This window comes from Streptomyces sp. NPDC001594 (assembly GCF_042893675.1).
Lineage (GTDB): Bacteria > Actinomycetota > Actinomycetes > Streptomycetales > Streptomycetaceae > Streptomyces.
Genome location: NZ_JBIAVB010000026.1, coordinates 76833 through 91676, shown reverse-complemented (window position 1 = coordinate 91676; position 14844 = coordinate 76833). Strand labels below are relative to the sequence as shown.

At 76.2% G+C, this 14844-nt stretch carries 1 protein-coding gene and 2 pseudogenes; all 3 read right to left on the bottom strand.

The window, feature by feature from the left end:
• Positions 1 to 6060 (bottom strand): SDR family NAD(P)-dependent oxidoreductase (locus ACFY0O_RS35570; protein WP_388954705.1); only part of this gene is annotated, 6060 nt, incomplete at its 3' end.
• A gap of 243 nt (positions 6061 to 6303) precedes the next feature.
• A pseudogene (locus ACFY0O_RS35565) lies at positions 6304 to 9840 on the bottom strand (type I polyketide synthase); the annotation flags it as partial.
• A gap of 87 nt (positions 9841 to 9927) precedes the next feature.
• A pseudogene (locus ACFY0O_RS35560) lies at positions 9928 to 14805 on the bottom strand (type I polyketide synthase); the annotation flags it as partial.
• Positions 14806 to 14844: the final 39 nt, after the last annotated feature.

Below are 14844 nucleotides of genomic sequence, written 5' to 3'. Positions count from 1 at the left end.
GTCGCCCATGCCGCCGACGCCGGCCCACAGGCCCCAGGCGAGGGAGAGGCCCGGCAGGCCCGCCGCCCGGCGCTCGGCCATCAGGGCGTCGAGGTGGCTGTTGGCGGCCGCGTAGGCGCCTTGGCCGGCACTGCCGAAGACACCGGCGACCGAGGAGAAGACCACGAAGGCGGCCAGGTCCGCGCCCGCGTCCCGGGTCAGCTCGTGCAGGTTGACCACCGCTTTCGCCTTGGGGCGCATGACCGCGGCCACCCGCTCGGGGGTCAGCGTCCCGATCACCCCGTCGTCCAGTACCCCGGCGGAGTGCAGGACGGCGGTCAGGGGCCGGTCGAGGGTGGTCAGGAGTTCCGCGAGTGCTTCGCGGTCGGCGGCGTCGCAGGCGGCGATCCGTACCCGCGCGCCCAACTGTTCGAGGTCTGCGGTGAGTTCGGTGGCGCCGGGGGCTTCGGGGCCGCGCCGGCTGGTCAGCAGCAGGTCGCGGACGCCGTGCTCGGTGACCAGGTGGCGGGCGAAGAGGGCGCCGAGGCCACCGGTTCCGCCGGTGATCAGGACCGTGCCGTCCCCGAAGGCGGCCCCGTCGGCCGGGGCGGCCGCGGCCCGCGCGAGGCGCGGTACCAGGACCCGGCCGTCCCGGAGGGCGAACTGCGCCTCGTCCGTGCCGAGGGCCCGCGGCAGCAGGTTCCAGCCCGAGTCCACGTCCGCCGCCTCCACGAGCACGAACCGGCCCGGGTTCTCGGCCTGCGCGGAACGCACCAGCCCCCACACCGCCGCCGTCTCCGGCGTCTGCCCCTTGGCGGTGAACACCAGTCGGGACGCGGCGTACCGGGCGTCGGCCAGCCAGAGCTGGAGCACCTCCAGCGCCCCGGCCACCGTCCCCGGCACGGGCAGCACCACCACGTCGGGCACCGTCCGGCCCCCCTCCACCGCCGCCCGCAGCCCGGCCAGGTCCGGGTAGGCGGCGAACGCGGCGCCCGCACCCTCCAGACCCCGCCCGGCGGGCGAACCCTCGGCGTCGACCACCGCCCAGTCGAGGACCGATTCGACGGCCTCGGCGTAGGAGGGCTCCGCCCACTCCAGGCGGAACAGCGCGTCCCGCAGCGCGGCGTCCCCGAACTGCTCCGCCGACACGGCGCGCAGCGCGAGCGCCTCGACGGCCGCGACGGGCGCCCCGGCCGGGTCGGTGAGCGTCAGCGCCACGGAGTCCGGCCCGGCGGGGGCGATCCGTACCCGCAGGGCGGAGGCCCCGGCCGCGTAGAGGGACACCCCGGTCCAGGCGAAGGGCAGCCGGGCCCCGTCCCCGTCGGAGAGGAACGGGCCCAGGCCGATGCCGTGCAGGGCGGCGTCGAGGAGGGCGGGGTGCAGGCCGTAACGGCCCGCGTCGGCGGTGGCCTCCTCGGGCAGGGCCACCTCGGCGTGGACCTCGCCGCCGAGCTTCCAGGCGGCCCTGAGGCCCTGGAACACCGGCCCGTAGTCGAGGCCCACCTCGGACATGGCGGCGTACAGCCCCGCCACGTCCAGGGGTTCGGCCCCGGCCGGCGGCCACTCGGCCGGGCCGCCCTCGGGGGAGCGGTCGGTGAAGGACAGCGTCCCGTCGGCGTGCCGCGTCCAGGGCTCCCCGGCGGGGGCGTCCTCGGCGCGGGAGTAGACCCGTACGGACCGCCGCTCCTGCGTGTCGGGCCCGCCGACCAGCACCCTGACCTGGACCCCGCCGTCTTCGGGCAGCACCAGCGGGGCTTCCAGGGTCAGCTCGTCCAGCGCGTTGCATCCGGCCTCGTCACCCGCCCGCACGGCCAGCTCGACCAGCGCGGCGCCCGGGACGACGGCCTGCCCCATGACGCGGTGGTCGTCCAGCCAGCGGTGGGTGCGCAGGGACAGCCGGGCGGTGAGCAGGAACTCCTCGGACTCGGGCAGCGTGACCGCCGCCCCGAGCAACGGGTGGTCCGCCGCGTCGAGCCCGGCGTGACCGGCGTCGGCGGCGGCTGCGGCCGTGTCGTGGATCCAGAAGGTCTCGTGCTGGAAGGCGTAGGCGGGGAGGCCCACACGGGTGACGTCCGCGCCGGTGAAGAAGGCGGCGCGGTCGGCGAGGCCGCCCGTGGTGAGGAGGTGGGCGAGGGCGGTGACGGCGGCTTCGGCCTCGTCGCGGCCCCGGCGGAGGGTGGGGACGAGAGCGGTGCTCTCGTCGGTGAGGCAGGGGCGGGCCATGGCGGTGAGGACGGCGTCGGGGCCGAGCTCCAGGAGGGTGGTGGCGCCTTCGGCTTCCAGGGTGCGGATCGCGTCGTGGAAGCGGACGGTGTCGCGGACGTGGTCGACCCAGTAGTCGGGGTGGGTGATCTCGTCGGTGACGAGGGCGCCGGTGAGGGCGGAGACGAAGGGGATGGTCGGCTGGTGGAAGTCCAGGCCCGCGATGGCGGTGCGGAAGTCTTCCAGCATGGGGTCCATGAGGGGGGAGTGGAAGGCGTGGCTGACGCGCAGGGCCTTGGACTTGACGTCCTGCGCGGCGAGCAGCGCCACGACACCTTCGACGGCTTCCCGTGCGCCGGAGAGGACGACGCTCTCGGGTCCGTTGACGGCGGCGATCGCCGCGCCGGGGACGAGGAGCGGGGTGACCTGTTCCTCGCCCGCCCGGACGGACACCATGATCCCGCCCTCGGGGAGGGCTTCCATGAGGCGTCCGCGTGCGCTGACGAGTGCGGCCGCGTCGTGCAGCGACAGGACTCCGGCGACGTGGGCGGCGGCGATCTCGCCGACCGAGTGCCCGCCGACGAACCGCGGGACGACGCCCCAGGATTCGACGAGACGGTAGAGGGCGACCTCGACGGCGAAGAGGGCCGGCTGGGTGGTTCCGGTGCGGTCCAGGGCCTCGGCGTCCTCGCCGAAGACGACTTCCTTGAGCCCGCTGCCCAGTTCGGCGCAGACGGCGTCGAAGGCCTGCGCGAACACGGGGAACGTCTCGTACAGTTCGCGGCCCATGCCGATCCGCTGGCTGCCCTGCCCGGTGAACAGCACCGCCAGGCGTCCGCGTCCGGTCGCCTGGCCGGTGACCACGGCGGGGTCCGGCTCGCCGGCGGCCAGCGCCGTCAGGCCCCGGACCAGCGTCTCGCGGTCCCGGCCCACCACCACCGCCCGGTGCTCCAGCTCGGAACGCCCCGTCAGGGAGTACGCCACGTCGGCGACGCCGAGTTCGGGCCGCCGCTCCAGGTGGCCGGCCAGTCGGGCGGCCTGGGCGCGCAGGGCTTCCGGGGAACGGGCGGACAGGGTCACGGGTACCGGTCCGGTGACCGGTTCGCCGTCCGGGGCGGGGGCCGGTGCCGGTTCGGGTGCGGCCTCCAGGATGACGTGGGCGTTGGTGCCGCTGATGCCGAACGAGGAGACGCCCGCGCGGCGCGGCCGTCCCGTCTCCGGCCAGGGCCGGGTCTCGGTGAGGAGTTCGACGGCGCCGGACGACCAGTCGATGTGGCTGGACGGGGCGTCCACGTGCAGGGTGGGCGGCAGCACGCCGTGGCGCATGGCCTGCACCATCTTGATGACCCCCGCCGCACCGGCCGCCGCCTGCGTGTGCCCGATGTTGGACTTGACGGAGCCCAGCCACAGCGGTTCGCCGTCCGTACGCTCCTGGCCGTAGGTGGCGAGGAGGGCCTGGGCTTCGATGGGGTCGCCGAGCTTGGTGCCGGTGCCGTGGGCTTCGACGGCGTCGACGTCGGCGGTGGTGAGACCGGCCGCCTCCAGGGCCTGGCGGATGACGCGCTGCTGGGAGGGGCCGTTGGGGGCAGTGAGGCCGTTGCTGGCGCCGTCCTGGTTGACGGCGGAGCCACGGACGACGGCCAGCACCGGATGCCCGTTGCGCACGGCGTCCGAGAGCCGCTCCACGAGGAGCATGCCGACGCCCTCGCCCCAGCCCGTGCCGTCGGCGCCCTCGGCGAAGGACTTGCAGCGGCCGTCCGCCGCCAGTCCGCGCTGCCGGCTGAAGTCGACGAAGGTCTCCGGGGTCGACATGACAGCCACGCCACCCGCCAGAGCCATCGTGCACTCCCCGCGCCGCAGCGCCTGCACCGCCAGGTGCAGGGCCACCAGCGACGAGGAGCAGGCGGTGTCGACCGTCACCGCCGGACCTTCCAGGCCCAGCGTGTACGAGACGCGGCCGGAGGCCACGCTGCCCGCCCCCGCCGTGCCGCGGAAGCCCTCCAGGCCGTCCGGGATCGCGGAGAGCCGGGCGAGGTAGTCGTGGTACATCAGGCCGGTGAAGACGCCGGTCCGTGTGCCCCGGACGCGCTCCGGGTCGATGCCCGCGTCCTCGAAGGCCTCCCAGGCCGTCTCCAGCAGCAGCCGCTGCTGCGGGTCCATCGCGAGGGCCTCGCGCGGGGAGACGCCGAAGAAGGCGGCGTCGAACTCCGCCGCGCCGTGCAGGAACCCGCCCTGGTCCGCGTACGAGGTCCCCGGGTGGTCCGGGTCCGGGTCGAAGAGGTGGTCGAGGTCCCAGCCGCGGTTGTCGGGGAAGCCGGTGATGCCGTCCCGGCCCTCGGCGACCAGCCGCCACAGGTCCTCGGGGGTCTCGACGCCGCCCGGGTAGCGGCAGCTCATGCCGATGACGGCGATCGGCTCGTCGTCCGCGACCCGGGCCGGGGGCCTCTGCTCGTCCGGTGCGCCGGTGTCCTCGCCGACCAGCTCGGTCCGCAGGAACTCGGCGAGCGCCGCGGGATTGGGGTGGTCGAAGACCAGGGTGGCCGAGAGCCGGATCCCGGTCTGCGCGATCAGCGCGTTGCGGAACTCGACGGCGGTGAGGGAGTCGAAGCCCAGCTCACGGAAGGCCCGCTCGGGCTCCACGGCGGCCGGGTCGCCGTGCCCCAGTACGGCTGCGGCCTGCGCACTGACCAGCTCGAAGAGGAGCGACCGCTGCTCGGCGACCGCGAGCCCGGCCAGCCGGTCCGCCCAGGCCGACCCGCCCGGGGCGGCGGAACCTGCGGCGGCCGCGGCGGTCCGGCGGCGCGGGGCGGGGACCAGAGCACGCAGCAGGGCCGGGATCCGGCTCTGCCGGCGCAGGGTGCGCAGGTCGAGGGGGACGGGGACGAGGAGGGGTTCGTCGGTGGCGAGGGCGGCGTCGAAGAGGGCGAGGCCCTGGTCGACGGTCAGGGGGCGGACGCCGGAGCGGCCGATGCGTTCGACGTCCTCGTCGGTGAGGGTGTCGCCCATGCCGCCGACGCCGGCCCACAGGCCCCAGGCGAGGGAGAGGCCCGGCAGGCCCGCCGCCCGGCGCTCGGCCATCAGGGCGTCGAGGTAGCTGTTCGCGGCCGCGTAGCCGGCCTGGCCGGCGCCGCCGAAGACACCGGCGGCCGAGGAGAAGACGACGAACGCGGCCAGGTCCGTGCCCGCGTCCCGGGTCAGTTCGTGCAGGTGGCGGGCCGCGTCCGCCTTGGGCCGCAGCACGTCGGACACGCGCTCGGCGGTCAGGGAGGAGACCACGCCGTCGTCGATGATCCCGGCGCAGTGGAGGACGGCCGTCAGGGGCCGGTCGAGGGAGTCCAGCAGGACCCGGAGCGCCTCGCGGTCGGCGGCGTCGCAGGCGGCGATCCGTACCCGCGCGCCCAATCGTTCGAGATCGGCGGCGAGTTCGGTGGCGCCGGGGGCTTCGGGGCCGCGCCGGCTGGTCAGCAGCAGGTCGCGGACGCCGTGCTCGGTGACCAGGTGGCGGGCGAAGAGGGCGCCGAGGCCACCGGTTCCGCCGGTGATCAGGACCGTGCCGTCGCCGAACGGGGCTCCCCCGGCCGGGGCGGCCGTCGTGGCCCGGACCAGGCGGGGCACGAGGACCCGGCCGTCCCGGAGGGCGAGCTGCTCCTCACCGGCCTCCAGCGCGGCGGCGATCCGCTCCCAGGAGGCGCCCAGGTCACCGGCCTCGACGCCGCCTGCCTCGACGCCGCCGGCCTCGACCAGGGCGAACCGGCCGGGGTTCTCGGTCTGCGCGGAACGCACCAGCCCCCACACCGCCGCCGTCGCCACATCCTGCCGGTCGGCGGTGAACACCAGCCGGGAGGCGGCGTACCGTTCCTCGGCCAGCCAGGAGCGCACCAGCGCGAGGGCCTCGGCGACGGCGGCGTGCACCTCGCCGCCCGGGGTGGGCGTGACCACGTACGCGGGGACGGTCTCCCCCTCCTCACCCAGCCGCGCCCAGGCGCCCGGCTCCCCGCCGCCGGCGGCGGGCGCCTCGGCCCACTCCACCCGGAACAGGGCGTCGCGCAGGGAGCCGCCGTCCTCCAGCTGCTCGGCGGTGACGGCGCGCAGGGCGAGGGAGTCGACGGTGGCGACGGGTGCGCCGGTCTGGTCGGCGAGGGTCAGCGCGACGGAGTCCGTCCCGGCGGGGGCGATGCGCACGCGCAGGGCGCCGGCCCCGGCCGCGTGCAGGGAGACCCCCGACCAGTTGAACGGCAGCCGGGCCCGACCGGGTTCCTCGGGGACGAAGGAACCGAGCCCGATGCCGTGCAGGGCGGCGTCCAGCAGCGCCGGGTGCAGGCCGAAGCGGCCCGCGTCGGCGGCGACCGCCTCGGGCAGGGCGACCTCGGCGTAGACCTCCTCCCCGAGCTGCCAGGCGGCCCCGAGCCCCTGGAAGGCGGGCCCGTAGCCGAAGCCGAGCCCGTCCAGCACCTCGTACAGGCGGCCGGTGTCGAGCGCGGTGGCCCCGGCGGGCGGCCAGGCCGTCAGCGGCGCACCCGGCCCGTGCGGGCCGGCGACCACCGCACCGGCGGCGTGGCGGACCCACGGCTCGCCGGTGTCCGCGTCCTCCGGACGGGAGAACAGGCTCAGCGCGCGCCGGCCGTGCCCGTCCGGCTCGGCCAGCATCAGCCGCAGCTGGACCCCGCCGGACGGCGGGAGCACGAGCGGGGCCTCGATCGTGAGGTCGTCGAGCAGCCCGTGACCGACCTCCTCACCGGCCCGTACGGCCAGCTCCACCATCGCCGCGCCGGGGAACACGACCTGGCCGTGCACCTGGTGGTCGCGCAGCCACGGGTGGGACTGGAGCGAGAGCCGGCCGGTGAACAGCATCCCGGACGCACCGGGGAGGGTGACGGCGGCCCCGAGGAGGGGGTGGTCGGCGGTGGCGACACCGGCCGAGGCCACGTCCCCGACCGAGCCGACGGACGTGGACACCCAGAACGTCCGGTGCCGGAAGGCGTACGTGGGCAGGTCCACGCGGGCGGCACGGGTACCGGCGAAGAACGCCGCCCGATCGGCGACGGCCCCGGCGACGAACAGTCGCCCGAGGGCGGTGACGGCGGCTTCGGCCTCGTCACGGCCCCGGCGGAGGCTGGGGACGAGAGCGGTGCTCTCGTCGGTGAGGCAGGGGCGGGCCATGGCCGTCAGGACGGCGTCCGGGCCCAACTCCAGCAGGGTGGTGGCGCCTTCGGCCTCCAGCGTCCGGATCGCGTCGTGGAAGCGGACGGCTTCGCGGACGTGGCTGACCCAGTACTCGGGGCGGGCGATCTCGTCCGTCACCATCCCACCCGTGAGGGCGGAGACGAACGGGATGGCCGGCTGCCGGAAGTCCAGGGCGGAGACGGCGGCGCGGAACTCCTCCAGCATCGGGTCCATCAGCGGGGAGTGGAAGGCGTGGCTGACGCGCAGCGCCTTCGCCTTCACGTCCTGCGCCGCGAGCAGTGCCACGACACCCTCGACGGCCTCCCGCGCACCCGAGAGGACGACGGCCTCGGGCCCGTTGACGGCGGCGATGGCCGTGCCGGGCACGAGCAGCGGCGTGACCTGCTCCTCCGAGGCCCGCACGGAGACCATGACCCCGCCCTCCGGCAGCGCCTCCATCAGCCGCCCGCGTGCGCGGACCAGGACGGCCGCGTCCGCGAGCGACAGCACCCCGGCCACGTGCGCGGCGGCGATCTCACCCACCGAATGCCCGCCGACGAAGCCCGGGACGACACCCCAGGACTCCAGCAGCCGGTACAGCGCCACCTCGACGGCGAACAGCGCGGGCTGCGTGGTCCCCGTGCGGTCCAGGGCCTCCGCGTCCTCCCCGAAGACGACTTCCCTGAGCCCGCCGCCCAGTTCCGCGCACACCGCGTCGAAGGCGGCGGCGAACACCGGGAACGCCTCGTACAGCCCCCGGCCCATACCCGGCCGCTGGCTGCCCTGACCCGTGAACAGCACCGCCGGGCCGCCTCCCGGCCCGGCCGGCGAGCCGCCGCCGTCGCGCTCCAGGGTCCGCAGCCCGGCCAGGACCTCCGCACGGTCACGCCCCACCACCAAGGCGCGGTGCTCCAGCGCCGTACGCCCCGTCAGGGAGTACGCCACGTCGGCCACGTCCAGCTCCGGGCGCCGCTCCAGGTGGTCGGCCAGTCGGGCGGCCTGGGCGCGCAGGGCTTCCGGGGAACGGGCGGACAGGGTCACGGGTACCGGTCCGGTGACCGGTTCGCCGGCCGGGGCGGGGGCGGGTGCCGGTTCGGGTGCGGCCTCCAGGATGACGTGGGCGTTGGTGCCGCTGATGCCGAACGAGGAGACGCCCGCGCGGCGCGGCCGTCCCGTCTCCGGCCAGGGCCGCTGCTCCGCGAGCACCTCCACCGCGCCCGCCGACCAGTCCACCTCCGCCGACGGCGCGTCCACGTGCAGGGTGCGCGGCAGCACGCCGTGGCGCATGGCCTGCACCATCTTGATGATCCCCGCGACACCGGCGGCGGCCTGGGTGTGCCCGATGTTGGACTTCACCGACCCGAGCCACAGCGGTTCGCCGTCCCCCCGCCCCTGCCCGTAGGTGGCGAGGAGGGCCTGGGCCTCGATCGGGTCGCCGAGCCGGGTGCCCGTGCCGTGCGCCTCCACCGCGTCCACGTCGGCGGTGGTCAGCCCGGCCGCCTCCAGGGCCTGGCGGATCACCCGCTGCTGGGAGGGCCCGTTGGGGGCGGTCAGCCCGTTGCTCGCGCCGTCCTGGTTGACCGCCGAGCCGCGGACGACGGCCAGCACCGGATGCCCGTTGCGCACGGCGTCCGAGAGCCGCTCCACCAGCAGCATGCCGACGCCCTCGGCGAAGCCCGTACCGTCCGCGCCGTCCGCGAAGGACTTGCAGCGGCCGTCCGGGGCCAGCCCGCGCTGGCGGCTGAACTCCACGAACGTCGAGGGGGTGGACATCACCGTCACCCCGCCCGCCAGGGCCAGCGCGCACTCCCCGCGCCGCAGCGCCTCGGCCGCCAGGTGCAGGGCCACCAGGGACGCCGAGCAGGCCGTGTCCACGGTCACCGCCGGGCCCTCCAGGCCCAGGACGTACGAGATGCGGCCCGACACCACGCTGGCCGCGCTGCCCGTCCCCACGTACCCGCCGAGGTCGTCGGCGGAGGCGGCGGCCAGCGTCCCGTAGTCCTGCCCGTTCGTGCCGATGAACACCCCGGTCGACGATCCGCGCAGCGGCGCCGCGTCGAGCCCGGCCCGCTCCACGGCCTCCCAGGCCGTCTCCAGCAGCAGCCGCTGCTGCGGGTCCATCGCGAGGGCCTCGCGCGGGGAGATCCCGAAGAAGGCGGCGTCGAACTCGGCCGCGCCGCGCAGGAACCCGCCCTCGCGGACGTACGAGGTGCCCGTCCGTTCCGGGTCCTCGTCGACGAGCCGGTCGAGGTCCCAGCCGCGGTCGGCGGGGAACGGGGTGATCCCGTCGGCCCCGGAGGCCAGCAGCTCCCAGAACTCCTCCGGAGACTCCACCCCGCCCGGGAAACGGCAGCTCATCCCGACGATGGCGATCGGCTCGCCGGCGGCGGCCTCCACCTCCCGCAGGCGGTCGTTCGCCCTGTCCAGGTCGGAGGTGACGCGCTTCAGGTACTGGAGCAGCTTCGCTTCGTTGGAGGTCTGGGGCGTGTTGGACATGCTGGAAGGTCACCCGGTTCGTGTGGTGGTGCGTGGCGGGCAGGCGTGGTGGGGGAGGGGAGGGAACGGGAAGGGGGCCCGAGGGGTCTAGAGGGCGCCGTACTTCTGGTCGATGTAGGCGAACACGTCCCCGGCGTCGGCGTCGTCGAGCTCCGGCGCCGCGGACCGCTCCTCCGCCCCGGCCGGGTCGATCTTCCCCAGCAGGACGCGCAGCCGGTCGGCGATCTCCGTACGGGCCTCGTCCGCGTCGTCCAGGGCGAGGGCCGCGCGTTCCAGCCGTTCCACGTCCGCGATCAGCTCGGCCGCCGGGTCCGCGGCCGGCATCAGCTCGGAGAGGAGCCGGTCGGCCAGCGCGAGCGGCGTCGGGTGGTCGAAGACCATCGTGGGGCTGAGCCGCATCCCGGTGGCGGAGCCGAGCCGGTTGCGGAACTCGACGGCGGTCAGGGAGGCGAAGCCCAGCTCGCGGAAGGTGCGGTGCGGCTGGACCGTCCGCTTGTCCGCGTGGCCCAGGACGACCGCGGCGTGCACGCACACCAGGTCCACCAGCGCGGCCGTCCGCTTCTCGGGGTCCAGCGCGGCGATCCGCTCGCGCAGCCCGGCCCCGGCCGGCTCCCCGCCCGCCGCGCCGGCCCGCTCGGCGGCCAGGGCGTCCAGCACCCGGGCGGCCTCGGGGACGCCCCTGAGGAGGGCGCTCGGGCGGCCCGCGGTGAAGTCCCGGGTGAACCGCTCCCAGTCGAGGTCGCCGATCACGGCGGTCGGGGCGCCCGCGGCGACGGCCCGGGCGACCGCCGGGAGCACGTGCTCGGGGCGCATCGGGACCACCCCGCCCCGGGCCAGCCGGTCGTCCACCTCGCCCGTGCCGTCGGTGGCCATGCCCCCGCCCGCCCAGGCGCCGAACGCGATCGACACGGCCGGCAGGCCGAGGCCCCGGCGCCGCTCGGCGAGCGCGTCCAGACCGGCGTTGGCGGCGGCGTAGTTGGCCTGCCCGGGAGAGCCCAGGGTGCCCGCGACGGAGGAGAACAGCACGAAGGCGTCCAGGTCCGCGTCCCGGGTGAGCTCGTCCAGGTGACGGGCGGCGAGGACCTTGGACCGCAGGACCGGCTCGAACCGCTCGGGCGTCAGGGTCTCCACCAGGCCGTCGTCGAGGGTGCCCGCGGTGTGCAGGACGGCGGTCAGCGGCTCGTCGGCCGGGACGGCCGCGAGGAGCGCCTCCAGGGCGGCGCGGTCGGCCGCGTCGCAGGCGGCGATGGTGGTGGGCACGCCCAGGGCGGTGAGCTCCGTGAGGAGTTCGGGCGCTCCGGGGGCCTGGAGGCCGCGCCGGCTGGTCAGGAGGAGCCGGGTGGCGCCGTTCGCGGCGAGCCAGCGGGCGAAGCGGGCGCCGAGGGCGCCGGTCCCGCCGGTGACGAGGACGGTCCCGCGCGGCGTCCACGCTCCGGCGGGAGCGGCCGTACGGGCGAGGCGGCGGCCGAGGACGCCCTGGGCGCGTACCGCGGTCTGGTCCTCGCCGCCGTCCGCCGCGAGAAGGGCGGCCAGCCGCTCCTGGGAGCGGGGGTCGGCGGGCTCGGCCGGCAGGTCCACCAGACCGCCCCACGACTGCGGGCACTCCAGCGCCGCGACCCGGCCCAACCCCCACACCTGCGCCTGTCGGGCGTCGGCCGGCCGCTCACCGGGCCCGGCCGCGACCGCGCCCCGGGTGACCGTCCACAGCGGGGCGGGTGCGGAGGCGTCACCGAGCGCCTGGAGCAGCAGCAGCGTCCCGGCGAGCCCGCCGGAGACGGCGGAGCCGTCCGTACGGTCCCGGGTGTCGAGGGCGAGCAGCGACAGCACCCCGGCGAGGGCCGGGGCGTCCCGCTCCGCCTCCGCGAGGAACGTCCGGTACTCCGCCCGGCCGGCGGGGTGCGCGGGCACGGCCCGGACGAGGGCCTCGGCGCCGTGCCGGGTCAGCGCCCCGACCACCCCGTCCGTCCAGGCGTCCGCCGCGTGCCCGGCGGGCACGGCCACCAGCCAGGTCCCCGTCAGGGCGGGGCGGCCCGGCTCGTCCGCGAGCGGGGTCCACGTCGCCTCGTACGTCCACTCCGCCGCGGCCGAACGCTCCCGCTCCCGGGCCCGCCAGGAGGCGAGAAGCGGGAGCGCGGTGCGCAGCGCGTCCAGGGCGGCCTCGTCCCCGGCGTCGCCGAGCTCCAGCGCCGAGGCGAGGGAGGCGGCGTCGGCCTCCTCGACGGCGGCCCAGAAACGGGCGTCGCCCGCGTCCCGGGCGGCGGCCGGGAGGGCGGCCGTGGCGTCGAGCCAGTACGAGGCGCGCTGGAAGGCGTAGGTGGGGAGGTCGACGGCGGCTGCGGGGGTGCCGGCGCCGGTGAAGAAGGCGGTTCGGTCGGCGAGGCCGCCCGTGGTGAGGAGGTGGGCGAGGGCGGTGACGGCGGCTTCGGCCTCGTCGCGGCCCCGGCGGAGGGCGGGGACGAGGACGGTGTGCTCGTCGGCGAGGCAGGGGCGGGCCATGGCGGTCAGCACCCCGTCGGGCCCCAACTCCAGCAGGGTGGTGGCGCCTTCGGCCTTCAACGTCCGAACGGCCTCGTGGAAGCGGACGGTGTCGCGGACGTGGCGGACCCAGTAGTCCGGCTGTGCGATCTCGTCGGTGACGAGGCCGCCGGTGAGGGCGGAGACGAAGGGGATGGTGGGCTGGTGGAAGTCCAGGCCCGCGATGGCGGTGCGGAAGTCTTCCAGCATGGGGTCCATGAGGGGGGAGTGGAAGGCGTGGCTGACGCGCAGGGCCTTGGACTTGACGTCCAGGGAGGTGAGCAGCGCGACGACCTCCTCGACGGCTTCCCGGGCGCCGGAGAGGACGACGGCCTCCGGCCCGTTGACGGCGGCGATCGCCGCGCCGGGCACGAGCAGCGGGGCGACCTGTTCCTCCGAGGCCTGGACGGAGACCATGACCCCGCCGTCCGGCAACGCCTCCATGAGCCGCCCGCGCGCCCCGACCAGTACGGCCGCGTCGTGCAGCGACAGGACTCCGGCGACGTGCGCGGCGGCGATCTCGCCGACCGAGTGCCCGCCGACGAACCGCGGGACGACGCCCCAGGACTCGACCAGCCGGTAGAGGGCGACCTCGACGGCGAACAGCGCCGGCTGGGTGGTTCCCGTGCGGTCCAGGGCCTCGGCGTCCTCGCCGAAGACGACTTGCTTGAGCCCGCCGCCCAGTTCGGCGCAGACGGCGTCGAAGGCGGCGGCGAACACCGGGAACGCCTCGTACAGTTCGCGGCCCATGCCGATCCGCTGGCTGCCCTGGCCGGTGAACAGCACCGCCAGGCGTCCGCGTCCGGTCGCCTGGCCGGTGACCACGGCCGGGTCCGGCTCGCCGGCGGCCAGCGCCGTCAGGCCCCGGACCAGCGTCTCGCGGTCCCGGCCCACCACCACCGCCCGGTGCTCCAGCTCGGAGCGGCGGGTCAGCGCGTGCGCCACCTCGCCCGTACCCAGCTCGGGGCGCGCCTCCAGGAACGACAGCAGCCGCCCGGCCTGCGCCCGCAGCGCCTCGGCCGAGCGCCCCGACAGCGCCACCGGCACCGGACCCGCGACCTGCCGGACGGCCTCGTCCCCGGCGGGGGGCTCAGGGGCCTGCTCCAGGATCACGTGGGCGTTCGTGCCGCTCGCGCCGAACGAGGAGACCCCCGCACGGCGGGCCCGGCCGGTCTCCGGCCACGGCTGCTCGCGGGTCAGCAGCTCCACCGCGCCCGCCGACCAGTCGATGCCGGAGGAGGGCACGTCGGCGTGCAGGGTGCGCGGCAGGACGCCGTGCCGCATCGCCTGCACCATCTTGATCACACCGCCGACGCCGGCGGCGGCCTGCGTGTGACCGATGTTGGACTTGAGGGAGCCCAGCCACAGCGGTGCGGCGTCCGCCGCGCGGTCCCGGCCGTAGGTGGCGAGCAGCGCCTGCGCCTCGATCGGGTCGCCCAGCTTCGTCCCCGTGCCGTGCGCCTCGACCGCGTCCACGTCTTTGGCGCCCAGTCCGGCGCTGTCGAGGGCCTGGCGGATGACGCGCTGCTGGGCGGGCCCGTTGGGGGCGGTGAGTCCGTTGCTGGCGCCGTCCTGGTTGACGGCGGAGCCGCGGACGACGGCGAGGACGTGGTGGCCGTTGCGCAGGGCGTCCGAGAGCCGTTCCACGAGCAGCATGCCGACGCCCTCGGCGAATCCGGTGCCGTCCGCGCCCTCGGCGAAGGACTTGCAGCGGCCGTCGACGGCCAGCCCGCCCTGCTTCATGAAGTCGAGGAACATCACGGGCGTGGACATGACCGTCGCACCGCCCGCGAGGGCCATCGCGCACTCCCCGCGCCGCAGCGCCTGCACCGCCAGGTGCAGGGCCACCAGCGACGAGGAGCAGGCGGTGTCGACCGTCACCGCCGGGCCCTCCAGGCCCAGCGTGTACGCGATCCGGCCCGTGGCCACGCTGCCCGCGCTGCCGTTGACCAGGTAGCCCCGGAGCTCCTCGGGGACCTCGCCGGCGCCCGTCCCGTAGTCGTGGTACATCAGCCCGGCGAAGACGCCGATCCGCTGCCCCTTCACCGACAGCGGGTCGATGCCCGCCCGTTCGAAGGCCTCCCACGAGGTCTCCAGCAGCAGCCGCTGCTGGGGGTCCATGGCCTGCGCCTCGCGCGGGGAGATCCCGAAGAAGTCCGCGTCGAAACGGTCCGCGTCGTACAGGAACCCGCCCACCGGGTCGTGCCCGGTGGGCGCGTAGGCCGCGCCGACGTTCCAGCCGCGGTCGGCGGGGAAGGCCGACGTCCCGTCCCCGCCGGAGGCGACGAGCTCCCACAGCTCCTCGGGCGAGGTCACCCCGCCGGGGAAGCGGCAGCCCATCCCCACGATGGCGACCGGTTCGCCCGCGGCGGCCTCCGCCTCCCGCAGGCGCCGCCGGGTCTCCTGGAGATCGGCGGTCGCCTTGCGGAGGTAACTGCGGAGCTTCTCCTCGGTGTCTGCCATCGCGGAGCCGATCCCCGTTCCTGTAGT